Annotated in this window: 27 protein-coding genes and 1 pseudogene; 17 read left to right on the forward strand and 11 right to left on the reverse strand. The window is 40.3% G+C overall.

Annotated features, from left to right (window positions below; translation table 11 throughout):
• Positions 1 to 41 precede the first annotated feature (41 nt).
• From ACWATR_RS34215 to ACWATR_RS34260, 10 genes are all read left to right on the forward strand, one after another.
• Positions 42 to 383, forward strand: a complete 342-nt coding sequence (locus tag ACWATR_RS34215) for a hypothetical protein (RefSeq protein ID WP_104902035.1) — start codon at positions 42 to 44, stop codon at positions 381 to 383.
• 127 nt (positions 384 to 510) lie between these two features.
• Entirely contained in the window at positions 511 to 951 is a 441-nt protein-coding gene (locus tag ACWATR_RS34220) for a hypothetical protein (RefSeq protein WP_460343007.1), read from the forward strand.
• 66 nt (positions 952 to 1,017) lie between these two features.
• The gene (locus tag ACWATR_RS34225) at positions 1,018 to 1,245 is read left to right on the forward strand and encodes a hypothetical protein (protein ID WP_460343010.1); all 228 of its coding nucleotides are present in this window, start codon (positions 1,018 to 1,020) and stop codon (positions 1,243 to 1,245) included.
• 4 nt (positions 1,246 to 1,249) lie between these two features.
• Positions 1,250 to 2,791, forward strand: a complete 1,542-nt coding sequence (locus tag ACWATR_RS34230; protein WP_460343013.1) for a hypothetical protein — start codon at positions 1,250 to 1,252, stop codon at positions 2,789 to 2,791.
• Between the two features lie 89 nt (positions 2,792 to 2,880).
• Complete coding sequence (locus tag ACWATR_RS34235; RefSeq protein WP_460343016.1) at positions 2,881 to 3,108, forward strand: hypothetical protein; 228 nt, start codon at positions 2,881 to 2,883, stop codon at positions 3,106 to 3,108.
• Positions 3,101 to 3,409, forward strand: coding sequence for a hypothetical protein (locus ACWATR_RS34240; protein WP_460343019.1), 309 nt, complete (start codon positions 3,101 to 3,103; stop codon positions 3,407 to 3,409). Before ACWATR_RS34235 ends, ACWATR_RS34240 begins: the two co-directional genes overlap by 8 nt.
• Complete coding sequence (locus tag ACWATR_RS34245; RefSeq protein ID WP_460343022.1) at positions 3,402 to 3,707, forward strand: hypothetical protein; 306 nt, start codon at positions 3,402 to 3,404, stop codon at positions 3,705 to 3,707. The genes ACWATR_RS34240 and ACWATR_RS34245 overlap by 8 nt, the downstream gene beginning before the upstream one ends.
• Positions 3,708 to 3,709: 2 nt before the next feature.
• Complete coding sequence (locus ACWATR_RS34250; protein WP_460341980.1) at positions 3,710 to 3,901, forward strand: hypothetical protein; 192 nt, start codon at positions 3,710 to 3,712, stop codon at positions 3,899 to 3,901.
• A 4-nt stretch (positions 3,902 to 3,905) separates the two neighbouring features.
• A complete protein-coding gene (locus tag ACWATR_RS34255; RefSeq protein WP_460343025.1) occupies positions 3,906 to 4,445 on the forward strand; it encodes a BRO-N domain-containing protein in 540 nt (179 codons plus the stop codon).
• A gap of 3 nt (positions 4,446 to 4,448) precedes the next feature.
• Complete coding sequence (locus ACWATR_RS34260) at positions 4,449 to 4,745, forward strand: hypothetical protein (protein WP_460343027.1); 297 nt, start codon at positions 4,449 to 4,451, stop codon at positions 4,743 to 4,745.
• A 144-nt stretch (positions 4,746 to 4,889) separates the two neighbouring features.
• Here the strand turns inward: ACWATR_RS34260 and ACWATR_RS34265 are convergent, their stop codons facing one another.
• Positions 4,890 to 5,474 carry a TetR/AcrR family transcriptional regulator gene (locus ACWATR_RS34265; protein WP_460341986.1) on the reverse strand — a complete coding sequence of 195 codons (585 nt, stop codon included), beginning with the start codon at positions 5,472 to 5,474 and terminating at the stop codon, positions 4,890 to 4,892.
• A 140-nt stretch (positions 5,475 to 5,614) separates the two neighbouring features.
• Between ACWATR_RS34265 and ACWATR_RS34270 the strand changes: the two genes are divergently transcribed.
• From ACWATR_RS34270 to ACWATR_RS34280, 3 genes and pseudogenes are all read left to right on the forward strand, one after another.
• Positions 5,615 to 6,112: a GNAT family N-acetyltransferase gene (locus ACWATR_RS34270; protein ID WP_460341989.1), complete on the forward strand. Its 498-nt coding sequence runs from the start codon at positions 5,615 to 5,617 to the stop codon at positions 6,110 to 6,112.
• A gap of 664 nt (positions 6,113 to 6,776) precedes the next feature.
• Positions 6,777 to 7,022, forward strand: a pseudogene (locus tag ACWATR_RS34275) (citrate/2-methylcitrate synthase); the annotation flags it as partial.
• 208 nt (positions 7,023 to 7,230) lie between these two features.
• Positions 7,231 to 7,890, forward strand: a complete 660-nt coding sequence (locus ACWATR_RS34280) for a hypothetical protein (protein ID WP_460343030.1) — start codon at positions 7,231 to 7,233, stop codon at positions 7,888 to 7,890.
• Between the two features lie 338 nt (positions 7,891 to 8,228).
• Here the strand turns inward: ACWATR_RS34280 and ACWATR_RS34285 are convergent, their stop codons facing one another.
• The 3 genes from ACWATR_RS34285 to ACWATR_RS34295 form a co-directional block, all read right to left on the reverse strand.
• Positions 8,229 to 9,482, reverse strand: coding sequence for a hybrid sensor histidine kinase/response regulator (locus ACWATR_RS34285; RefSeq protein WP_460343033.1), 1,254 nt, complete (start codon positions 9,480 to 9,482; stop codon positions 8,229 to 8,231).
• A gap of 67 nt (positions 9,483 to 9,549) precedes the next feature.
• Positions 9,550 to 11,982: an MASE1 domain-containing protein gene (locus ACWATR_RS34290; RefSeq protein ID WP_460343036.1), complete on the reverse strand. Its 2,433-nt coding sequence runs from the start codon at positions 11,980 to 11,982 to the stop codon at positions 9,550 to 9,552.
• A 93-nt stretch (positions 11,983 to 12,075) separates the two neighbouring features.
• Positions 12,076 to 12,360, reverse strand: a complete 285-nt coding sequence (locus ACWATR_RS34295; protein WP_460343039.1) for a hypothetical protein — start codon at positions 12,358 to 12,360, stop codon at positions 12,076 to 12,078.
• An 83-nt stretch (positions 12,361 to 12,443) separates the two neighbouring features.
• On the opposite strand from ACWATR_RS34295, the gene ACWATR_RS34300 reads away from it, so the two are divergent.
• Positions 12,444 to 12,683 carry a hypothetical protein gene (locus ACWATR_RS34300; protein ID WP_460343042.1) on the forward strand — a complete coding sequence of 80 codons (240 nt, stop codon included), beginning with the start codon at positions 12,444 to 12,446 and terminating at the stop codon, positions 12,681 to 12,683.
• On the opposite strand, the gene ACWATR_RS34305 is transcribed toward ACWATR_RS34300, so the two are convergent.
• Complete coding sequence (locus tag ACWATR_RS34305) at positions 12,672 to 12,881, reverse strand: hypothetical protein (RefSeq protein ID WP_460343044.1); 210 nt, start codon at positions 12,879 to 12,881, stop codon at positions 12,672 to 12,674. The genes ACWATR_RS34300 and ACWATR_RS34305 overlap by 12 nt on opposite strands.
• 215 nt (positions 12,882 to 13,096) lie before the next feature.
• Here ACWATR_RS34305 and ACWATR_RS34310 point away from each other — a divergent pair, with 215 nt between their 5' ends.
• Positions 13,097 to 14,212: a sensor histidine kinase gene (locus ACWATR_RS34310; protein WP_460343296.1), complete on the forward strand. Its 1,116-nt coding sequence runs from the start codon at positions 13,097 to 13,099 to the stop codon at positions 14,210 to 14,212.
• Between the two features lie 140 nt (positions 14,213 to 14,352).
• On the opposite strand, the gene ACWATR_RS34315 is transcribed toward ACWATR_RS34310, so the two are convergent.
• The 3 genes from ACWATR_RS34315 to ACWATR_RS34325 form a co-directional block, all read right to left on the reverse strand.
• A complete protein-coding gene (locus ACWATR_RS34315; protein WP_460343299.1) occupies positions 14,353 to 17,472 on the reverse strand; it encodes a sensor domain-containing protein in 3,120 nt (1,039 codons plus the stop codon).
• Between the two features lie 389 nt (positions 17,473 to 17,861).
• Entirely contained in the window at positions 17,862 to 18,038 is a 177-nt protein-coding gene (locus ACWATR_RS34320) for a hypothetical protein (protein ID WP_460343046.1), read from the reverse strand.
• Positions 18,039 to 18,051: 13 nt separating this feature from the next.
• Positions 18,052 to 19,002 carry an RpoD/SigA family RNA polymerase sigma factor gene (locus ACWATR_RS34325; protein WP_460343049.1) on the reverse strand — a complete coding sequence of 317 codons (951 nt, stop codon included), beginning with the start codon at positions 19,000 to 19,002 and terminating at the stop codon, positions 18,052 to 18,054.
• 158 nt (positions 19,003 to 19,160) lie between these two features.
• On the opposite strand from ACWATR_RS34325, the gene ACWATR_RS34330 reads away from it, so the two are divergent.
• The gene (locus tag ACWATR_RS34330) at positions 19,161 to 20,369 is read left to right on the forward strand and encodes an AIPR family protein (RefSeq protein ID WP_460343052.1); all 1,209 of its coding nucleotides are present in this window, start codon (positions 19,161 to 19,163) and stop codon (positions 20,367 to 20,369) included.
• Positions 20,370 to 20,483: 114 nt separating this feature from the next.
• Entirely contained in the window at positions 20,484 to 20,750 is a 267-nt protein-coding gene (locus tag ACWATR_RS34335) for a hypothetical protein (RefSeq protein WP_460342444.1), read from the forward strand.
• A gap of 44 nt (positions 20,751 to 20,794) precedes the next feature.
• On the opposite strand, the gene ACWATR_RS34340 is transcribed toward ACWATR_RS34335, so the two are convergent.
• The 3 genes from ACWATR_RS34340 to ACWATR_RS34350 all read right to left on the reverse strand — a co-directional run bounded on the left by ACWATR_RS34340 (position 20,795) and on the right by ACWATR_RS34350 (position 23,110).
• Positions 20,795 to 21,046, reverse strand: coding sequence for a hypothetical protein (locus ACWATR_RS34340; protein ID WP_460343055.1), 252 nt, complete (start codon positions 21,044 to 21,046; stop codon positions 20,795 to 20,797).
• Between the two features lie 112 nt (positions 21,047 to 21,158).
• Positions 21,159 to 22,295, reverse strand: coding sequence for a ParB/RepB/Spo0J family partition protein (locus tag ACWATR_RS34345; RefSeq protein WP_460343058.1), 1,137 nt, complete (start codon positions 22,293 to 22,295; stop codon positions 21,159 to 21,161).
• A 2-nt stretch (positions 22,296 to 22,297) separates the two neighbouring features.
• Entirely contained in the window at positions 22,298 to 23,110 is an 813-nt protein-coding gene (locus ACWATR_RS34350) for a ParA family protein (protein ID WP_104902019.1), read from the reverse strand.
• Positions 23,111 to 23,216: the final 106 nt, after the last annotated feature.

Consider the following 23,216-nt stretch of genomic DNA (forward strand, 5'->3'; position numbering starts at 1 on the left):
AAATCTGCTGCTATTGACCCTCGTTTTGGGCGTGGCAATATATGGAGCAACAAGACCAAACCCATCGCAAAGCATTAAATATTCACCTGAAGAAGGACGGGGAATTGAATCTGTCAGGGCTGACACTAGAAAATCTGACAACAGAAGAATTCCTGGTAGTCCAGCAAATTATTGATGAGTCGAGAGTGCGATCGCAGTCCAATAGACAGATTGAGGAGTTAATGCAACGGGGAATGATGGCTCAAACTGCGATCGCAGCTTTTACTGTTTTGATGTTTTCATTCATGGGGATATATGGCATAACCCGATATATCGGCTCACAAGTTCAACAAGTTCAGCAGACTTATACGCAGGAGTCAGGAGTCAGAATTCAGGAGAACTAAATAGATAGATTTGAAAAGTAAAAATTTAATACTTTATAGTCTATTCATTCAGTACTACAATTCTTTATTCTGGCTCCTGACTTCTGGCTTCTGAATTCTTTAATTAGTAGTTAGAGAGGAGAAAGCAATGTTAGGAAAATGGCTTCCTGGTTTATTCGGCGGTAAAGGTGATGGAGTAGTGTCAACGGATTTAAGAGTTGGGGATGCTACCCAAATTGAGGGTGATTTACCAAGTTCTATCCGCGCTCGTTATACGTTACCTGCTTATACCACTGCACAACAGGTTCTTGATGAAGCAGAAGTAGCTGGCACGTTAAAAGCCCAGAAGTGGTTACACACCAAGTTCTCTCGCCATCGCCTTAAGCAGTTACAATCCTTGGCTGAAATGTATAAGAATCAACTGGCATATTCTCAAGAAGCCATGAAGGTTGAGGAGGATTTGCAGCGAACCAGGGGATTACATGGGGAGGCGGTGATCCGTCATGCCTTCGGGTCGCAGGAACAACAACGCCAGTTGGGAGGATACGAGCAAGCGTTCAACGAAGTGGGAGATTCATTCAGATTCTAGATTATGCAAAGTATTAAGCTCTCTCATATAGGATATGCAGTGTCTGGGGTTGGCTTTTCTATGTTTATGGGTTATCTATCCGTTGCCAGCCCCGCCAGTAAATACATTCTTTGGTTTATCGGCATAATCTCCATCTGCTGCATATTTCTAGGGTTATTCAACTTTGGCGGTTTAGTTATGAAAGGATTCGGTTTCAACCGCAAGACTTTTACCATTGGCTTAATGCCTGGGGTGATATTCCTGTTTGTCTTCTTGACTTTAGTTGCAGCTGGTGTTGCGTTGGGGGTGAGATAAGTTTATGCCATTTGAATTAGAACGACTAACCGCCAGTAGTGTGATTCACGCAGAGCGGACTACCTTGTGTTCTTTAGGAGCGAGTGCAGTGTTATGTCTGTCTGCTCCTTTTTTCTTAAACACTGACCGAATAACAACCGGGATGCTACTTGGTGCTGGAACAGTCAGTGCTGGCTTATTTGGGGTATCCGCCCAAATCAGCGAAAGTAAGGAAAAAGTTTACCAGTCTTTGCTAGAAGCTGACCTCAAAGCACTTAAGCAGCATTTACAAGGTGAGGCTGTTTATGATTATGTCACCACTGCGATCGCAGCCAAACGCCGAGTTGCTGATTACGTGAATCGGCTACCAATGCAAGAGCGCCCCCGGTGGATAGCTGAATATCAGTTGCAAGGTCTGGTTACACTCCCAGAACCACCAGCACAACGATCACCCTCACCGACTGGTATTCCCAATCCCAATATTGCTGACATTGATGAAGAATCGGTGCAGTCCGTGATTAATCCGGGTGCGATGAAAATTCTGCAAGCGATCGCAGCTAATTATCCCTCATACATCAGAATTGATGGTGGCTGGATTGATGAACTGTGTGATGCTGCATCTAATCAAAATATGACCCTTCGCAGTAATCACCATTTCTACATTTCTGGTGGAACACAGTCTGGAAAGTCCACGCTGGCTGGGGTAATTATCAACAAAATCGCTGCAAAATCTCAAACACCAGCAATTGTGATTGGCAGCGATCCAAAGGATGATGTCACTAGATGGTTGTGCAAGTTCAGCCGTAAGTTTGACGGCATGAAAGAACTAAAAAACTGGATTACCTTTGCCACAGACCAAATTGACAAGCAGAAAGCAAGAGTATCAATTGTTGGTGGCGAATGTCAGGGTGTCCCGGAATTATTTCTTGCTCAAGACGAGGTAGACAGTGTTTACGGTGGTGGCAAGGGACTTCCAGGAATGGTTGATGCTGATACTGCCAAAGACTTGCAAGGTTTTTGGAACTATATCATCAAATTCACAGCGGGGTTAAAGGGTCATGGTTTATTTATGGGACAGTCCCCGCTCTCTGGGGAAACCGGATTTAGCCGCCCATCTCTGAAAAACGTTTGCTTTATTGCGATGGGGCAAACATCAAGTTATATCCTTGACCATCCCCAGGATTTTCTGAATGTCAAAAAAGAAATTCTTGAAATCTTGCGACAGGCTTGCGAAATGTTGGATAAAGCCGGAGTTCGATATGCCCTAGTAATTCCAACTCGTGGTAATCCTTTTATAGCTCTAATACCTGAATTTGATATCAAAGGTATGGAGCAGAAGCAAGATTCTAAACCGAATGGTGACACTGTTAATAGTTCTAAAAATAATCAGCAATCCTCACAGCAGCAGGTTGACTGGTATGAAGAAATTAGAAAATGGGCAACAGAATTAGGGAGAAGACCACATTTTCAGGAAATCAAACAGAAGTGGCAAGAGCTAACGGGGCAAGAATTAAACGAAAAAGGGGTGACTCTATTACTAGAAAATCTCGGCTACCCAGACAATTAAACTGGAATGCCAGATATGGTAATCCCAAAGAGTACAGAAAACAAGTAGCGATTGCTCATAGAAAAACTCACAATTATTGTGTCGTTTGCTTGACTCATAAAAGTGAAGAGATCCATCACGCTTACTACGGCAACGACATCATTGGAGTATCAACATTTTCTACGTGCTACCGTTGTCATCAAGAGATTTGTCATAGTCCAATCAATTGGATAAAAAGCCGTAGTAATCCTGTTTGGGGCAATCGTAATACTGACGAATTTATTATCAGATTACGGCTGGGGTATCAGCTACTTTATGGAGGGATTGTCTATGATTAAGCTCTTTCTAAAATATGCACCAGATTCAGTAGTTGATGCTATAAACGATATTTCTTTAGCAGAACTTGATAAACGAGGTTTAATAGTGTGGGCTGATGCACCGCGCCTGGAGCCAGAAGATGAGAACTCAGCATTTAATCTAGCCATTCAGTTTCAAAACGTCACACCGGACAATATACCGTTCATACTCCAGGCGATCGCTCAAATATACACAAATTACGGTGATTGCTTGGCTCTGAAATACTTGATGGAACTTTCAACCGAATACTTTAGTTTAATTGGAGTTCACGAAGATGTATAACCAATACGATGATTTAAGTTTTTCAGAACAGTTACAGTTGACTGAATCAGAAATTAGACGGCGGCATAATCAGCAGATGTTCTTGCGTCGAAATGCTCAACTGTTGCAGCAGGAGTTAGAGCTTGAAGCTGAATTGTTAGAAGACAGTCCAGAGTTAGCCCAGACGATTCATTCTCTTAATATCCAGGAGATTCAGAGTAATCAGCGAGGGCTAGAGAATGTTTTAGGTTCAGAAGGATTACCTTCAAAAGAGCAAAGTGTTTGGAGTAAGTTTTTTCCGGGATTGGGTGGGAGATAAATATGTCTTGGTCGAAATCTATTTCATTAGATGTTGCTAATAAACTTTTTGACGTAATTGGGGTTTCTTTTGAGCAGAATGAGTTAGAGGGCGGTTACGTCGCCAAACATCAAAATAAGACCTTGAGAAGGCCAACGTTAACCGCTTGCTGTATGGCTGTTTTAACTGACTGGATAACAATCAAGGAGAATTGAATTTATGTCTGATTTATCAACTTTTGTATTTGAGTCTCAAGAAATTCGCGTAGTATCAATTGATGATGAACCCTGGTTTGTTGCCAAAGATGTAAGTCTTGGACTAACGATTCCTTGGAAGGGTGCGGAAACTCTCAATGCTATACCAGAACGGTGGAAACAGGTGAGTCCGGAAATTCCGGACTCACAGGGCAGAACCCAATCTGGCTGGGTAATTAAAGAGTCTGGCGTGTACAAATTAGCATTTCGCTCTAATAAACCAGAAGCGGATAGATTGACTAATTGGATTGCAGAAGAAGTACTGCCATCGCTACGGCGCACTGGTAAATACGAAATATCCAAGCCTGAGCAACAGCACAATACCAAACCCACTCTTGATGAACTCGTTAACTTTGGGCAAAAAGTACTTGCTGGTACAAGGCTGAGTGCAGAACTCCAAACCATCACCATCCTTCGAGGTGTACAAGCGCTGTGTCCCGAAATCACCCCAATGGCACAGGAGTTAGTCGGAGCAATCCAGGAAATCGTTGCGACTCCCGACTGACATTTGTCTCCAACTGCAATCGGTGAATTATATGCCGAACGCAACGGACTGCCCAAGCCCGTAAAGCCACAAATAGTTAACCGTGTTTTGGAATCTGCTGGCTTGCAAACTAAAGAGGTTCAAATCAAGACTGACACCAATGGTAAACAAAGCCACAAAAATATTTGGCATCTAACCGAAAAAGGTAAGCTGTGGGGAACGGTGACACGAGATAAAGCTCGGACTCACGACAAGATTGTGGAACACGTTCGCTGGTTGCCCAATGTTTTGGAAGTCATTGACTTGAATGTGGAGGTTTAATACAAACTTACAATTTGCATAATTTATTCTTTGGAAGTCCCTAAGCCTTACTTTATCTGGTTTTTGCCTTAACCAAACTGTATTGATAGTTAGGCAGCCTCATTTGGTCGAGTTGGTAGTAACTTAAAACTTACGCATCGGTGTTTAAGATGGTGTCAATAAAGCGTTGATATGCCGCCGCACGAGATATTGTTGTTGATCTGCGGAGAACTGTTCAGGAGAAATGACAACACCAGTGCCAATACCATCCACTAGGGCGATGAGTGCATTGGCTTCAAGGGTTAAATCAAGATCGGCTCGAATCACTTTGGCTTTTTGTAAGTCAACTAACTCTTGACAAATAATCTGCCGTAAGAAGTCATAGCGTTTTCGGTGTTCCTGGACAAGGCGTTCGCGCCCGATAGAATAGCCCAAAAATGCCACCCAAACCTTCCAATCAACTTTGTCAATGTCCTTCACAGGCAGAGCCACAAAAATCATCTGTGCTAGTCTGTCAATTCCTTGCCGTCCCTGGGCACAGGTTTTCATGTCCTCTAAGACGTTTTCAAACACTTGTTCTAGGGCAAATAGGGTGAGTTCTTCTTTATCTCGAAAGTAATGGGTAACAACCCCGGTCGAAGAGCCAAGCTCTTGCGCGATTGCCCGCATACTAGCGCGATCCAATCCTTCACGGACAATCACCCGCCATGCCGCTTTAGCGACTTCAATACGGCGATCGTCATAACTCATAGCTCTCCTCGGTTTACAGCAACATGAAACAAGCATCTTGACATCTTATCACAACAGTTGTTATGTTTTAAAGCGACATAACAACTGTTGTAATATTTCCTCCAGAGGCTAACCTGTTTTACACGCACACGGAGTTTGCGATGATTCGACCGACCATACCCGATGACACGACTGCGCTGATTGCTTTAGCCGACGCAACCGGACTGTTTGAACCAAACCAACTTGAGGAGCTTGGTGAAATACTGTCCGATTACTTCGGTGGTAGCAGCGACAGTGATTCTCTGCGAGACGGCAAACGCTTTTGGATTACCGACGATGACAATGGAGCGATCGGGGTCGCTTACTGTGAGATGGAACGAATGACCGATGGGACGTGGAATCTACAGTTGATTGCTATCCAACCTGACAGACAAGGACAAGGACGTGGTGCGACCCTGCTACGCTACGTTGAGCAAACATTGATCAGACGCGGCGGGCGTATACTACTGGTGGAAACATCAGGTACGCCGGACTTCGAGCGCACGCGAACGTTCTACCGCAAGTGCGGTTATGAAGAAGAAGCACGGATACGTGACTTCTATCAAGCGGGCGCTGACAAAATCGTTTACCGCAAGGCGCTGTCCGTTCAGCACCAGTAAGCGCTTGCTTGATGTGACTGCTGTCATTGTTAGAGGAGAGCGATGCCTATGGCGGGCTACGCCTACGCACGTGGGCAATTTAACGACGTTTGATAGCACTAAATTTTTCTAAGTTTCCTGTTCCAGCAATTTCTATAACTTTATGCCAGAAATCTTAAAAATTAGATACTGAATGCTTACGGAGAATGTAAATTTTACTTGCAGTAAATAGTACATTAATAAGTACTGTAAGTTCAATCAACAGGATATATCTTCATTGAAAATTTAAACTACAAAAGTTTAAATCCTAGCGAAATATGATGTGTGTACAAATAATTTGAACTAGTTCAAATTGTTGTTTATCTCTTTTGATTAATCATTTGTAAAGGTTTTAGGCGTATTTTATTCTAGTAATATAGTTATGTTTATTTGTACCTATTTAATTATTATCCATTATTGCATTTAAAAAGTCGGTCAGTTTTGGTCAATGTGTATTGCTATACCTTAATCAGGCGCTTGCTATACAAAAAGATGATAATTTTGTATGGTTTTGGATTGGGTCACATCCAGAGTATGACAGATTGCTAAGTGGTGGATAGCGTTCTAAGACAAATTCTATGATACTGCCCTAGTAGTTCACTTTCGTGACGAAAGCGGGGTAAAGGGGAAGGTGGGCCCCCACGAAGTGGGGATAAGGAGCAGGGGGAAAGGGTTTAAATCCCAAACCCAGTACCCTTTAACCTTTCCCCAGCCCTCACAAGCGCATTTTTGGGTTGGCAGACTACTAGAAATGGAACGAGTGGTAGAGGAAAAACTCGATAGCAAAGGAATTTATCCCAATATTGACTTTTACTCCGGTTTGGTGTTTGGAAAGATGGGAATTCCTACAGACTTGTTTACACCAATATTTGCGATCGCGTTGCAGATTGGCTAGGGACTTCCAGAGAATAAAATATACAGAGTTTTTGAGGGTTTCGCCTGATTTGAGCCGAAACATGGTTGCATTACCAGGGTCAATATTTGCTTTTCGCCTACCTAAGAGAGTAATAAATATCGAAACTTTACCGAATTAAAATTGAAACTTTAAATAAAAAATATTGATGTTTTATATGATTACTCATAGAAAATAAGGTGTGTTTATGAGTTTTTATCAGTGGGCATCAATTTTTGGCTGTACGACAGCAGCTTTTATATCAATTGCACCTCTACAGGCAGAAGCTGCAAAATATCAAATACAGTCTGGAGTCACTAGCGTTTATCATGATCTAAGTTTTCTTAGCAATATCGGTCTAAATTTGACAGGCAGCAATGATACAGTTACGCCAATTAACAGTGATTTTATAGTTGGCTTTGGTATATCCCCAACTACCAATTTTACATTCAGCGACATGGGCGGGTTTTCTCAGCTTTCAGGTACAATTCAACACACTGGTACTGTTACATTCAATAAAGAAATTACTATTGGAAACTTTTCTATTGGCTACGATCCGACACGTGCTATCAACAATGCCAGCGGGCTTTTTCTAAAAGACACAATTTCTCTGAATAAAATTTTGTTTGATTTGAGCGCTCCAGGCAATATGGAATTTGATGGCAAAAATTTAACTATCGCTAACGTTAAATTACTGTTTACTTCCGATTTTGCTAGTATACTTGCCGACTCTAGCTTGCTAGGTCAGGTAGGTGGAACTGCACGAATTGATGCAAAAGTCGTTGAAGTACCTGAATCTACAAGCGCGATCGCATTTTTAGTAGCGGCTGTGCCTCTGTTGAGAAGTAAGTTGAGAAAGCAGATGTAATTACTAATTCTAGAAAAGTACGAGAGACAATTTACTTGTCTCTCGTAAATATTGGTTGCTGTAGTATTAAACTGAATACTTTTTAAAATAAATAGAAAAAAGTCAGAATACGGAATTCAGAATTTAGTCTTCAGAATACCCCATCAATCAGACCACCAGGGGTTTTATAGAGATGGGGATGGTGTCAATACCTTTCGGTTAAGGGGGAAAGGGGAAGGGGAAAAAGTAGAAGAAAAACCTTTAACCTTTTCCCAAAACCAGATTACAAGTTAAAAATGCTTAACCGAACAGTATTGGGGATGGTGTGGGTTGTGAGAGTTGACTATGTAAGCCCTGCCCTACAAAGGCAACATAATTGCAAATTCAGTTCCTTGATTGAGTATGGAATTAACCTTCATTGCTCCACCATGCTTTTCTACTACAATTTGATAAGCGATCGCCAATCCCAGTCCAGTACCTTTACCAACTGTTTTTGTTGTAAATAGATAATTAAAAATTTCTTGCCTCACCTCGTCTGTCATGCCAATACCATTATCGGCAATCCGAATCGTTACATATCCAGGGCTGGACATCTCTGTAAAGATGTTGATTGCTAGGGAATCATTGACTCGCTTGCCCTGCTGCCAAACATCTTCTAAAGCATCTACAGCATTAGCTATTAGATTCATGAACACTTGATTGAGTTGTCCTGGATAGCACTCAACCTTTGGTAAGGAAGCGTATTTTCTGACAACTTTAATTTCAGGTCGCTGTCCCAACCCTTTAAAACGATGTCGCAGGATTAATAATGTATCGTCAAGTCCCTCATGAACATCAAACTTAACCTTTACCGATGTGTCAGTCCGGGAAAAGTTTCGCAGCGACATGGATATTTCTTTAATTCGTTCTGTGCTAACCTGCATAGAATTGAGGAGCTTGGGCAAATCTTCTAAGAGAAAGTCTAAATCTGTTTGAGCGATCGCATTCTGAATCACAGGCGGTAGTTGGGAATAATTTTCCTGACATAATTGCAGGACATTAGTGAGATCGGCAATATACTCTTGAGCAGGATGAATATTGCTAACAATGCAGCTAATGGGATTATTCATTTCATGTGCTACACCTGCTACCAATTGACCAAGCATTGAAAGCTTTTCTTGTTGCACCAGTTGCACTTGTGCCTTTTGTAACGCTGTCGTTCGCTCTGTAACCATTTGTTCAAGATTATCAGTCAATTGCTTCAGTTGCAAATGGATTCGCACTCTGGCAATCACTTCTGTTTGTTCAAAGGGTTTGGGAATGTAATCAACGGCTCCTAACGAAAACCCTTTTACCATATTTCCAGTATCAGCCAACGCGGTCATAAAAATAATTGGAATGTTTTGCGTTAATGGATCAGCTTTAAGTTTCTGGCAAGTTTCAAACCCATCTATTCCCGGCATTTGCACATCTAACAAAATTAGAGCAGGTGGTTTATGCTGCACCATTTCGATCGCACTTTCTCCATCTTCGGCGACTCTAACCGCGAAACCTGCACTTTTTAGTGCTTGTGATAGTACTGACAAATTAGTTGGATTATCATCAACAATTAAAACAAAATCAGAGTTTTTCATGATTCTCAAATATTTCTTATAAAATGAATTAACAAGACCAAAAACCTTATTGATGATTATTTACAGTTTATTTGGACTGGTCTATCCATTGATTTAATGCCTCTCGCAATTTCCTGATTTGGAAATTTTCGGCAAGTTTGATTACTTGTTGAGCAAAATCAAAATAAACAGGATAATTACTCTTTAAGTTATTGGCTTCATGCAATATCCCATCAGGATTGCCATCTTTTGCTAACTCATACAAGCTAGTCAATATCTCAATCGAAGGTAAAGAAAGATTCTGAGAATCTGACTGAATATTAGTTTGATTGCGCTCTAAATCAACTTCTAATTTTGGTGCATAAATCCATACCAAATTTAATTTTAATCGCAGTAATTCCAGCAAATTTTCAGCTACGACAGGTTTAGATAAGAAAGCATCCGCACCAACATCTAAACTACGATTTTGATCGCTGTCAAACACACTTGCAGAAGAAGCAATTATTGCTATGTTTTTTAACTGAGCAGATTGCTTGATATACCGAATCAGATCAAAACCATCCATTACAGGCATAACTAAATCAGTGAGGATCAAGTCAGGTTGAGATGTAACAGCCAGATCAATCCCCTCTTGTCCATTACTAGCTTCTATTAACTCAAATCCAATCGGTTCTAATAAATTAAGGATTACCGAACGGTTTTCCCACTTATCATCTACTACTAAAATGCTGCGTTTTTTGCCTTGATAGCCTGTAATTGCTCCTTGTTGCATTACTCTGGAACTTACAGCCCATTGTTTTGCTTCTGGTAACTCTACTTCAAACCAGAAAATACTACCTTGACCAATTTGACTTTCAACTTCCAAAGTACTACCCATGAGGTAAACAATTTTTTGACTAATAGCTAATCCCAAACCTGTTCCTTCAGATTGTCGTTTGATATCTCCTGCTTGCTCAAAGGGAAGGAAGATTTTCTGCAATTGCATCGATGTCATCCCAACTCCTGTATCTTCTACTTGAAAACGAATTTTATAATTAGTTATTTGTTGTATTTCTTGACTACTGACCCTGGACGAATGATTAATAACGTTTACTTTTAAAGTCACCCCTCCTTTATCTGTAAACTTGACTGCGTTACCCAAAAGATTAATCAGAACTTGCCGCAGTCTTTTCTCATCGGCGTGGATACCAACCGGGAGTTGAGAGTCGGGCTGATAGGTGAAGGAAATAACTTTTTGATCGGCTTTAATCCGACAGATTTCGACTACTCCTTCCAGAAACGAAGGAAAATGGAAATCGATAGGATGCAACTCCATTTTGCGGGCTTCGATTTTAGACAAATCCAGCACGTCATTAATTAAAGTTAATAGATGAAAGCCGCATTGATGGATAATTTCAATTCCTTTGTATCCTTTATCAGACAAGGTTTCAGTCCTTTGTAAAATTTGAGTATAACCGAGGATGCCATTAAGTGGAGTTCGTAATTCGTGGCTCATGTTGGCGAGAAATTCACTTTTGGCTTGATTGGCAACTTCGGCAACAGTTTTTGCTTCGTTGAGTTGGGCAGTCCGTTCTTCAACTCGTCGCTCTAGTTCATCATTGGTTTGCCGCAGTATAATTGCTGATCTTTGGTTTTCACTAGTTACCGCAGAGATCACAAAGGTAGTGATAGCAATTACACAAATGAATGATTGCAACAAGATGAGCGATTCATTAGGTGAGAGTTGTTTGGCAAACGAACCAAAGCCTTTAACAGTACCAAAAACCGCAATCGCTGACACAATAAGTACAGCTAGAGTAGATATCCGCGCTTCAAATCGAAATGCCGTCCAAATTAACGGCGGAATGATCATGTATTCAATTGGGTATCCCCCTGAAAAAGCGACCCGAACAATCGCCATCATTGACAATAAGACGAATGCAAGTTCGATAGTTTGTCGCCGATGGAAGCTTCTCGGCGATGGGGATTTTTGCAACCATGCCAGCACTAAAGGTGTAACAATTAAAATACCTGTGCTGTCTGATGTCAGCCAAGTTCGACAAACGTTACTAAATATTGACCAAGGTGCAATACCACTAATACAAAGCGTTAGTGCAGCCAAGATGGAACTGATTAGGGGGCTGGGTATAGTCAGAACCATAAATTTAAAAATATCTTGCGATCTCTCTAAGAAATGGCGACGCTTGATAAACTTATGAATTAAAAAAGTTGCTACGAAAGGAGTAATTAAATTGACAGTCGGAATGATAGTACTAATTAAAAGATTGTTCTTAAAAAAGAGAGTATAACTAACAATAAAATCACTCAAAAATATGATGGGCCAGACCCGATAGCCTACCAATAACATTCCTGCTAAAAACACACCGAATGAAGGCCAAAATGCTGACGCACCACCGACAAATGTCATGGATAAACCTATGTATCCAAGTCCGAGGTGAACGATAGGAATGGTCAGTGCTGCTATTATAAATGGACGATCCAGCTTGGGTAGGAATTGCTGCTTTGTCGTAGTTTGCTGCATTTCTTGTCTCCGTGCAGATAGCTGAAGGCCAGTAACCCTCAACAAAGGTTGTCCAGTTTATAATTCCCAAAAGTAGTTGTGACTTCACGGGACTTAAACAAAAATTAAGCCCAAATAAAGCCAAAATTGGTTTTGTAAGCAGCAAATACGTCCCAGTTCATCAGTCAAAGTGTGTATTAAGAATCCCTTACCTTTATGCCTGTACTTAACGTCTTCACCGCCACCTTTACCAGGGGAAAAAGACCCATCAACAGCACCGTAGTTCCAGTTGATTAAGGCTCTTTCCTCTGCAATCCCTAGTATCCTTGCTTGTTTTCTAAAGTTCCGTCCGTTTCCCAACGTTGTAACCATCTGTGCGCTGAACTTTTTGATGCTCAAATCTCTCTCTTTGGAATATCACACCATCGACATCCTGTTAACAATACATACAGTAAGGTGTTAAGTACATGGCGAAATGGTGCATGAGGCATTCCCCGCCCTCTGTTTTTTTGGTTCCTTGGGGAACATATCTTCAAACAGCTTCCATTCCAGATCGCTTAATCCTTTCCTTCGGAACGCTACGCGAACAAATCGCCCAGCCATACCTTGATAAAACTTACCGTTATCAACAGCAGATTATCATACTACTGGTATTACAGGTAATGAATCGCTCTTTAAGTGAAAATTTCACAAATCACCCCAGCATTTTTCTATCTCAGTGATTGTTTCAAAATAGCTTCTAACATCTCAATCGCCATTCTCATGTTAGTCATGTGTGCGCGTAACTCATGTGAAACTGTACTTACGAAATCATCTTTAAGATGATTTAATCGTTCAATTTCCTCAATTCGCTGTTGAGATGCCTGATAAAAACGGGCTTGACGAATAGCAAAAGCACATTGATTTGCGACCTGTTGCACTAGCCCAATTTCTACTTCATTAAAGGTCTCCGTTTTCTGTTTGAATAGCTAGAGGTCTCCTAAAATGGCTTGATTATCAATAATGGGGCAAGCCAAAATTGCCAACGGCTTGCTAACCGCGCTGATATCTATTTCACAGAATTGGAAATGCTCACCTTACGGGTCTGCCATCAATCAGTATGTCACCATGAGTCTGGAAGTGGCAAATATTATCCATACTTTTATTATTTGGAGCTTTTATTATCTTTTGTGGTAAAACCCATATAATGGAAATTTGGACGCTTTGGCATCCAACTTATTGGCTATCTGGTTTTATAAAAGCTTTGACTGCTTTGATATCGGTTTATACAGCTTTTACATTAGTGCCGATAATTCCCCAGGCGTTAGCTTTGCCAAGTCCAGCACAACTAGAAGCAGCTAACAGTCAACTAAAACTTACTCTCAAAGACCTTGCAGATACGCAAACTCAACTTATTCAAACTGAAAAAATGTCTTCTTTAGGGCAGTTAGTTGCAGGCATTGCCCATGAAATTAACAACCCTGTTAGTTTCATTTATGGTAATATCGCCATTGCCAATGAATATACTGAAAACTTGCTTAAATTAATTTCACTTTATCAAGAATTTTACCCACAACCGCTATCAAAAATCCAGATTTTAGCTGAGACAATAGAACTTGATTTTGTTAAAGAAGATTTACCCAAAATATTATCTTCAATAAAAATCGGCTCGGAACGCATCTCCGAAATTGTTTTGTCGTTACGTAATTTTTCGAGATTAGATGAAGCAGATATAAAAAGAGTGGATCTTCACGAAGGTATTGATAGTACTCTCCTAATTTTAGGGAATCAATTAAAAGGGTATGGGAAATACCCTGATATTGAAGTGATTAAAGAATATGGCAATCTACCTAAAGTCGATTGTTATCCTGGGCAACTTAATCAAGTATTTATGAATCTTTTGACTAATGCAATTGATGCTTTGAGAGAGCCAACAGTCGGTTGCCCAATACTAGAGAGTAACATTACAAAAACTGGAAATCAGCAACTGACGAATGATAGTCTTCAAATCCGCATTGCTACTGAGGTTTTAGATAGTAATCAAGTAATGATTCGAGTTATTGACAATGGCTGTGGGATGACAGAGAAAGTGAGGCAAAAAATGTTTGACCCTTTCTTTACAACTAAACCTGTTGGTTCAGGTACAGGTTTAGGAATGTCAATTAGCTATCAAATTGTAGACAAGCATGGTGGTCAGTTGAAGTGCATTACACAACCGCTTGAAGGCACAGAGTTTCAGCTCCAACTCCCGATTAGGAGTAATTCTTATTGAAGCTCTATGTACTTTAAGAAAAACCAATCTAATCATTTTCTTGGTAACTTCAAGATTTCACAACAAATGATATAAACATCCTGCTGATTAGTAAAAACAACTTTTATGGTAAAAATTCAGCACTCAGGAGTTAGAAGCTTTTATGCTCTTAAAAATGATTGCCCAGAAGCTAGTAAAGTTCTTGCTTGTTCTCGATCTAAAGGCTTTGAAAATAAGTACCCTTGTGCTTGTTGACATTGCAACAATTTAAGTTGCGTTAATTGGTCAATCGTTTCTACCCCTTCTGCAACGACACTCATTCCTAAATTATCAGCTAAAGTAACAATAGCCCGAACAATAGCGAATTGTTCAGTATCGCTATCAATGCGATTGATAAAGGAGCGGTCAATCTTGAGAACATCAATGGGAAAATTATGCAAATAAGCTAGAGATGAATAACCTGTCCCAAAATCGTCAATACATAATTGCAACCCAAAAGCCTTAAGCTGTTTAAGGACAGAGGTAGCCTTTTCAGGAGAGGCGATAATTGCAGTTTCAGTGATTTCTAGCTTTAAGTTGCTAGGGCTGAGACTAGTATCTTGAAGGATTTGGCTGATTTGTTTAATTAAATGAGGTTGAGAGAACTGTTTACCAGAAAGGTTAACATTGAGCATTAAGGGTTTGATCGCAGGAAATTGTAGTTGCCACTGCCGCAATTGCTTACAAGACTCAGTTAGTACCCATTGACCAATTGGGATAATCAGTCCAGTCTCTTCTGCTACGGGAATAAACTCGGCTGGAGAAATAAGTCCACGTTCTGGATGCTGCCAGCGAACCAGTGCTTCAAATCCTGTAATTGTTCCCGTTTTTATACAAATAATTGGCTGGTAAAAAATGCACAACTCCTGTCGTTCAATTGCCCAGCGTAAATCAGTTTCTAACTGCAACAGCGCTACTGCCCGATCGTACATAGTAGTATCAAAAACTATATGTCCAACTTGACTCTGTTCTTTAGCGCGGTAAAGGGCAGTGTCAGCATCTCGAAGTAAATCTGCGGGTTGAACGTATTGGTTTGTACCTAAAGCAATGCCAATGCTAGCAGTCATAAATACTTCATACCCGCACAAGTTGAAGGGCGACTTTAATGCCTGATGTATATGTTCTGCGATGTCGGTCGCATCTTCAATAGTTTGAATATGGGAGAGCAAAATGGTAAACTCGTCTCCACCTAAGCGAGCAACAATGTCGTCAGGCTGCAAACATTGTTGTAAACGTTGAGCAAGTGTTACCAATAGTTGGTCGCCAACTAAGTGTCCTAAGCTATCATTGACGACTTTGAAACGGTCAAGGTCAAGGAACAACACAGCAAACAAATCATCTCGATTATGTTTTATCTGTGCAATGGCTTGTTCTAGCCTGTTTATAAATAAAATTCGATTGGGCAGTCCAGTCAGAGCATCATAAAAAGCATTGTGAACTAACTTTTCTTCAAGAAGTTTGCGTTCAGTAATATCTGTTGCAATTCCATCGATCCGAATCGGCTGACCAGAAGCGTTATAAATTAGATGGCTTCGGTTTAACAGCCAGCGTACCTGCCCATCAGGTCTGAGAATTCGGTATTCTAATTCTTGCTTCTCAGTTAAGAATAATGGTTGAATGGCAGCATAAACTCGTTGCTGATCTTCCGGGTGAATGACTTCAAACCAAAGATTAGAGTTCTCAAAAAATTCTGATACAGAATAACCATAAACTTTCAGAGCCGCAGGATTGAGATAAAGAGTTTCAAAAGTATCAGCAGAAATTGACCAAATCACATCTTCAAGAGAACATAATATTCCATCTAAACGTTGTTTACTCTCTTGCAGTGCAGCTTCTGCTAGTTTGCGGTCAGTGATGTTAGTAACCATCCCCAAAGCTCCAGCATAATTTCCCTGGTCGTCTAATAACGGGGCACAAGAAATAATTGCCCAGAGGTCAGAACCGTCCTGACAGCGAAATTTGAAATCATGTGCTTCTTGAATACCCTGATAACGCCGTAAAAGGTAAGCATTAGCAATCTCTAACCCTTCAGAATCCATAAAAGAGAACAGTGTTGCACCCAACATCTCTTCAATGGTGTAGCCCAACATTGTTGCCATCTGTTGGTTGACAAAGGTAGTACAGTTGTCTTTATCGAGTACCCAAATTCCTTCACTTGCTGTTTGTACAATACGGCGATACTGTTCTTCTTGCTTTCGTAATGCTTCAAGAGCTTGTAGATGGTGAGTAATATCAGTCTGGATACCAATAAAGTTAGTCAAGTAACCGGAATTGTCAAACACAGGAGCTAAGTAGAGTTCATGCCAAAACGGTACATTATCCTTGCGGTAATTCCGTAAAATAACATGGCATTCTCTTTGTTCTTGAATGGCACTACGTAATTCCTGGAGGGCTGCTTGCTCTGAGTCGTTTCCTTGCAAAAAACGACAGTTACGCCCAATGACTTCACTGGCACAGTAACCTGTGATTGATTCAAAGGCTGGATTGACATAAATGATCGGATTATCTGGTTGATTGGGATCTGTCAAAATAATGCCATTACTACTAGCATTAATCGCACGTTCCATTAGATGTAAATCTACTTCTGGCTCCTGTAAGGGTGAGATTTTTTCAACTGATTGAGCGTTCTGATTACCTGTAGTGTTTGCAATAGAAGGGTTCCCATCAACCAAATTGGATTGGCTGTATGTGAAGTCAATGGGGTCTGTTATCTCTTCTACAGTATTTGTTAATGAAAAATCCTCCTGCTGGGTTTTTAAATGCTCAGTACTATTCATAAATATGAATAGTGCTGCTAGTTTGTCTTCGTAATTAACAACCTTAGCTGAAATTTCCGCCTTAAAAGTATCACCATTGGCTTTTTTGACTTCTACGGCACAATTCTTGATCAGGTTGCCACTTTTAAGGTTATTAACTAATTTAGCCCATAAAGTTGGCTGGTCATAAAAACTAGGGATGATTTTGTCGAATCTTTGACTTGGCTCAATTGCAAAAAAAGACGCTAATAATTCGTTTTTAAAGAGAACTTGCTGGCTTTCCAGGCATACAATTCCAATCGGGAATGGGCTAAGTTCCGTTAACGAATAAAGTATCTGCTGCCAGTCTATTTTTGGTTGATTATCTAATTCTTTCACCTCTGGCAATGAATTTCTGTTCGGATAGTTGCACCCAGTGAGGTATTCCTCACTTAACAAAATCGACTTTTCAATGAGATTATTTTGCTTCTGCTGATTTTGGTACACATTAAAGTCAATTTTGTTTTTCAATTTTTTTTTATAAATTGGCAAATTAGCTCAATCCTATATTTGACGTTTTTAATAAGCTGGAACACAGGACTTATAAAACTCTTCAAATAGGAAAAAGCAGATGATTTTATTTTGCTAGTTAATGTCAGAAGTATGTATTTTCTTAAAATACTCAGTGATTTCTCAAACCATAAATGTTTAGCATCTATTACAGATACCTAAAGAGGAGATAGTGTCTTAGGCCAAAATGCCCAGAAATTGGTGATTTTAAGCATTGGTTATAAAGTTTTTTAACTATTATTAATTTACCCCTTTAGATAGATGAAGTTACATATTTTACTAAATCTTTATCTAAAGATAATATTGCTTAATATTACTAGGGTTTGCTAGTAGTCAAACCATTTGGAGGTTGTAAACCCAGCGTTGGGATTTCGATAGCTCTGATGGTTTTTCACTTCCTGGCGTAGGCAGACGCGATCGCACTTAGTACAGCGCCAATCGGAGGCATCTTTTACATCTGTGGGGATTTGTTTCCAATCTTTGGAGTAGCGGGTTTTGCTCATACAAAAGAAACACTTAATTAAGAAGATAGTCTTTAATCTTGTTTTGATGAGAGCGCAAAATTTTCAAACCTTGATGTTCAGTTTTACGAATTGTTTCCGGGCTTTGGTTTAGGCGTTTTGCAACTTGACTCAAGGTTAGCTGCTGATTATCTTCTAATCCAAAGCGTAAAGTCAATACTTCTCGCTGCCTTGGCTTAAGCAATGCCAGCAACTTGCTCAAGTCTTGCTGTAGAAGCTCCTGAGCAATTTGTTCATCTAGGGAAATGCCATCCATCGGCAAAATATCGGCTAGTTCACTTTCACCCTCATCTCCCACCCGCATTTCTAATGAGACTGGAGACTTGGAAACTTGAAGGTAATCTATTATTTGACTTGGCAACAGATTCAAGGATTCAGCAACTTCTACCACAGTAGGACGACGACCTAAAGACTGAGACAACTGCTGCTGTATTCTCCTGATTTTGTTTAACTTTTCGTTGATATGGATTGGCAAACGGATAGTGCGAGACTTATCTGCTACAGCCCGTGTTATTGACTGGGTAATCCACCAGTAAGCGTAGGTTGATAATTTGTAGCCTTTATTAGGATCAAACTTTTCAATCCCTCGTTGCAGTCCTAGTGCCCCTTCTTGGAGCAAATCGAGAAAATCTAAATTGTGATTCTGGTATTTTTTGGCAACAGAAACCACCAGCCGCAGGTTAGCTGTCACCATTTTTTGTTTAGCCTTTTGACCTTGTTGAATGACTGATTGTAGTTCAGCTTCGTTTTGCCCAAGCGAGGTAGCTAATTCCAAATCACTTGGTTGTCGGTTAAGTTGAAGGGCAAGAGCTTGCCGTTGCTGCTCAACCGCCATCATCTGCTGCACTAGTCGAGCGTTTGTAATTTCTTGGTCAGGGGACAGCAGAGGATAGCGACCGATTTCTTTTAGGTAAGAGCGAACTGAGTCGGTAGTTGGACTGGTCATTATGGATTAGTAAATGATGAATAAAGGTACTAATATAAGTGGCAAGATATCAACGTCAGCCTTGTTACAGTTAATTAATGAAGAATAAGCTGTCCCGCTTAGATAATTTTAGATTTTCTGATTGCACAAGTTCAAGACCAACTCAACTCTAATCAACTATGCCCAAGACTTGGAACTTAAAGATAGATAGCTCTTTTCAAGCCGCACCCAATTGCATCATCGCCACCGCCCATGTAGACACATTCCCTACAGACCTACCGCTAGAACCAAACATCAGGGAACCAAACCGCAAAAGCGCGACATATAGGCAAATCTTCGATTCAGTGACGACTCAGCCTGAGAAATTCTTTTCGCGTCATAGTGGAATAACCCTGTGTGTAAATAAAGTTAAACCCAACAAAAACAAAACCGAACTTGAACTAGAAGTCTTAGAAGCTAGTGAAGGTGGAAGTGATGGGATTATCAATGGCGGTCATACAGTTTTAGCATTTGAGCAAGCGAAAACTTATAAATATGACCTAACCCAAGCTAGAGTCAAAGTCACCATCCACATTGGATTGGTGGAAGATGAAGCAAAAGATATAGCCTTAGCATCAAATACGACAACACCGGTAGATTCTCGCTCCAAAGTCAACGCCAGAGGTGATTACAAATTCATCAAGCAGTACTTAGCTTCCTTAGAACAGAAAGAAGATAGGAAATTCCGCATTGCTTATTACCAAAATCAAAGCGGCGCTCCCAGAAATGCCCAGTGCAATGTGAATCATTTGCTGAAGTTGATTAACTGCCTCGACAGAAATAGATACAATCCCGACAGCAATAAACGAACCAAGCACCCAGCAGGTATGAGTATCCCCTCTCAAATCAGCGATACTGAAAGGGAAAGATTAACTGCCTTGCTACCTCTCTTGACTCATGCCTTGTGGATAGAGCAAAGACTCTACGAACTAATCCAAGAACATATCAGCAACCCCAGAAGAAAAGGTGTAAACGACTTAGCATCAATAGACACACGTAAAAATACATTATTACCTGATAGTAAATACTCATTTGGGTTTGGTGCGCCAACAGATTTGGCACTACCGATAATTGCATCCTATCGGGTGTTTTTGGATCAAGATTATAAATGGATTCTGCCGTTTAACGAATTCTCTGAAGACTTTTTGCAACACGTGTGGACGAACTATTTCCGCAAATACTTAATATCGGAGAAAACAGCAGGGAATACAGTCGGTACGAAAATCAGCCGCAACCAAGAAATTTGGGAAAGTCTGTACATTTCCGCGCAAAGCTATTTGAATCAGCACTTGGTGAAAATGGTTAACTCCGGGAAGAAGCGGGAAAAATTGACGCTGACATCGGGTTAAAGGAGTAGGCTGGACAGAAATGAAGAAGAATTCAGAGATCTCTGTCCTAGTTTCGCCAAATGTCGGAGAGAACTAAAATAGTTATTAATACAAATATACTATTGAGGGAGGCTTATGACAGAGCAGGGCAGCATTTACAACCACAATAGCAAACAATCAACAGCCAGCACTCAATCACGCCAGATAGCCGAAAAGTTTGCCAGCGCGATTGGTGAATTCAACTGGAAAGTTGATTACTTTAAGTTTTGTGAGCTTTTAGAATTAGAGCCTGGGGAATATCCAGACGAGCAATATCAGTATTTTCAGCAGTTAGCAGAATCGCTCACAAGATTCAACCCTGAGTCTTTAGCCAAAATGATTGATGCGGGAATGGAAAAGTAAAGACATAGCTTATGCTCTGACGGTTAGGATGAACATACTGGTGATCATCCTGCTATATCTTTCCCACTCAAGTAGTTCATAGCTCTAGGTTTCCTCTTGCCTATAGGGACTAATTTCGATTGCTTAGGTGCTTGTGGGGGACGACATTTTTCACAATAGAGCGGTCGCACACCAAAAGTTTCTCGTTGTGTGGGTTGTTCACACTGCTTACATACGAAGTTAAAAACGCGAGTATGAATTTCCCGCTTGTGCGCTCTGACAGTGTACTCTCGGACTTCAATAATTTTGCTGGGCATCGGCTCTGTAATCGGTGTTCTATTTTTAAAGATAATTTCTAAACATCAATATATTCGTGTATCTCATTACAAAAACAGTGACAATTAGTTCACAGAGGGTAGCGACCGATCTTTAATTTTGTTTTAGTACTTTTTCAATTTCTACTAATTTGTGACGTAAGACTTCTTGTAATTCTATTAATTCAGCAGGGTTAGCTTGCTTGAGCAACTCTAAAGAGAGTTGTTGCAAACGACTAGATGCTTGGGATACTGCTTTTTTCTTCGTATTTTTGGTTACTGCTAGCTCGGACTCAGATGCTATTACTTCAGCTACTAATTTTCGAGTAGCAATAACAGACAACTTTTCTACTATTACTTTGTGCGTCGTCTCTTCCCTAATAGATTTGGCTTTTTGTTCAGTCAATCCCAAATTTTTTGCGGAAAGTTTTTGTAGAGCCATTGCATGAACACCTTTAAGTCCTGCTCTTATGGCAAGTTTTAGGTCTTCTGCTAAAGATAGCATTGGAAAAATATTGGCATCTATAGAAGCAGGATTTAGCTGTAAATCTAACAGTAGACTTAAGATTGCTCGTTCTGAGTCGCTTAAATCTAAAGACTCTAGTTCTTTTTCTTGTTTTTTTGCATCTGCTGTTATTAAATCCACCAGTGATGTTATACGCTTTTGACTATTCAAACGTCGAACTACTGTTGAAAGAATACGCGGAATATCTTGAAATTCTAATCCAGTAATTGTAGACAATTCACGCGCGATCGCCTCGGCTTTATCCAAAGGATTAAGGTCTTCTCGATGTAGAGAAGTTAATAGTGCTTTACGATGTAAACCAGTTGGCTCTGGAATAATAACTGCTTCCAAGGTTTGCCAACCTAAAGCTTTAGCACTGCGCCAGCGTCGCTCTCCGTCAAAAATTAATAAATGATTCTCCCTTTGAATCAGAATAATTGGTTGCAACTGTCCATCACTAGTTAAAGAGCGAGACATAGATTCAAGACTTTCAGTTAAAAATGTTTGTCTAGGTTGTTCTATATTTGGCTCTATTTCCTCGATAGGAATTGACAAAATACCTATTTGGGACTGAAGTTGTGTTCGCAACTCTTCCAATTGTCTTTCCAACTCGCCAGAATTTTTGTCACGAAGTTCTTCAATCTCTGCTCTTAATTGCTGTATTTCTTCCTCTGCTTGAGATAATTGCTGAGATTGCTTCGCACCTGAAAAATAATTTGTAAGATTAGGAGTGTTACGAGCGCACATAATTATTTTGTCTTTTTAGTTGTCTTAGGTTTTCCAATTAAAGTCACAATATGAGAAGTAGTTTCTTTAAAATCATCTTTAGCAGGATGACTAGGACGGTAAATATGCAATGGTAAACCTTGACCACTGGCATTGACAAATTCTGCGCTATCCCGGATTGCTGGAAATGCTCGAATCTTCATCTGTTGCAACTGTTCAGGCAATCCTGCAAGCATCTGTCTATGAGTACTTCTGCGAACATCATATTGATTGGGAACAAATCCTAAAATTTCTGGAGTTGGGTTTAAACGTAAGTGTTTGCAATGATAGTAGTACCATTCCAATAAATGTGCTGCACCTTGAATTGATTTTGGTTCTAGCTGTACGGGGATAATAATATGTGTACAAGCAGCTAGAGCCATTAAAGGTAAAGGGCCAAGGGTTGCCGGGCAATCAAAAATAACTACGTCGTGTGCTAGTGGATAATCTGTTAAACAGTCGGCTAAAAGGTAGGCTCCTCTTTTGTGTAGGACAAGTTCATCTGCTGTTTGGGTTAATACCATTCCCCCTTGGCATACGACAACATTATTGGTGTAGTGGCTCCAGCAAGGAGTTAATGGCCAAACACCATCAAATTGATCTTTGAGAACTCCTGCTAAAGTCTGTTCTGGCTCTGGTGGATTCAAACCACAGAATAACGTTAATGAGCCTTGTGGGTCTAGGTCTAGTAGGGCTACATTGTACTTGCGTTTTGCTAAGTCGTAAGCTAAATGAACTGAAAGTGTAGTCTTACCACTGCCTCCAGCGTTGCTAATTACTGCTAATCGAATTTGCATGGCTTCGCTTTGAGTGCTATTTCCGAATCATATATTGTGACGCTGAGATCATATATCAATATATGATCCAACTAATTACTTGTCTTTCTTATTGTGTCTTCCATTC

The sequence above is a fragment of the Nostoc sp. UIC 10890 genome (assembly GCF_054786515.1).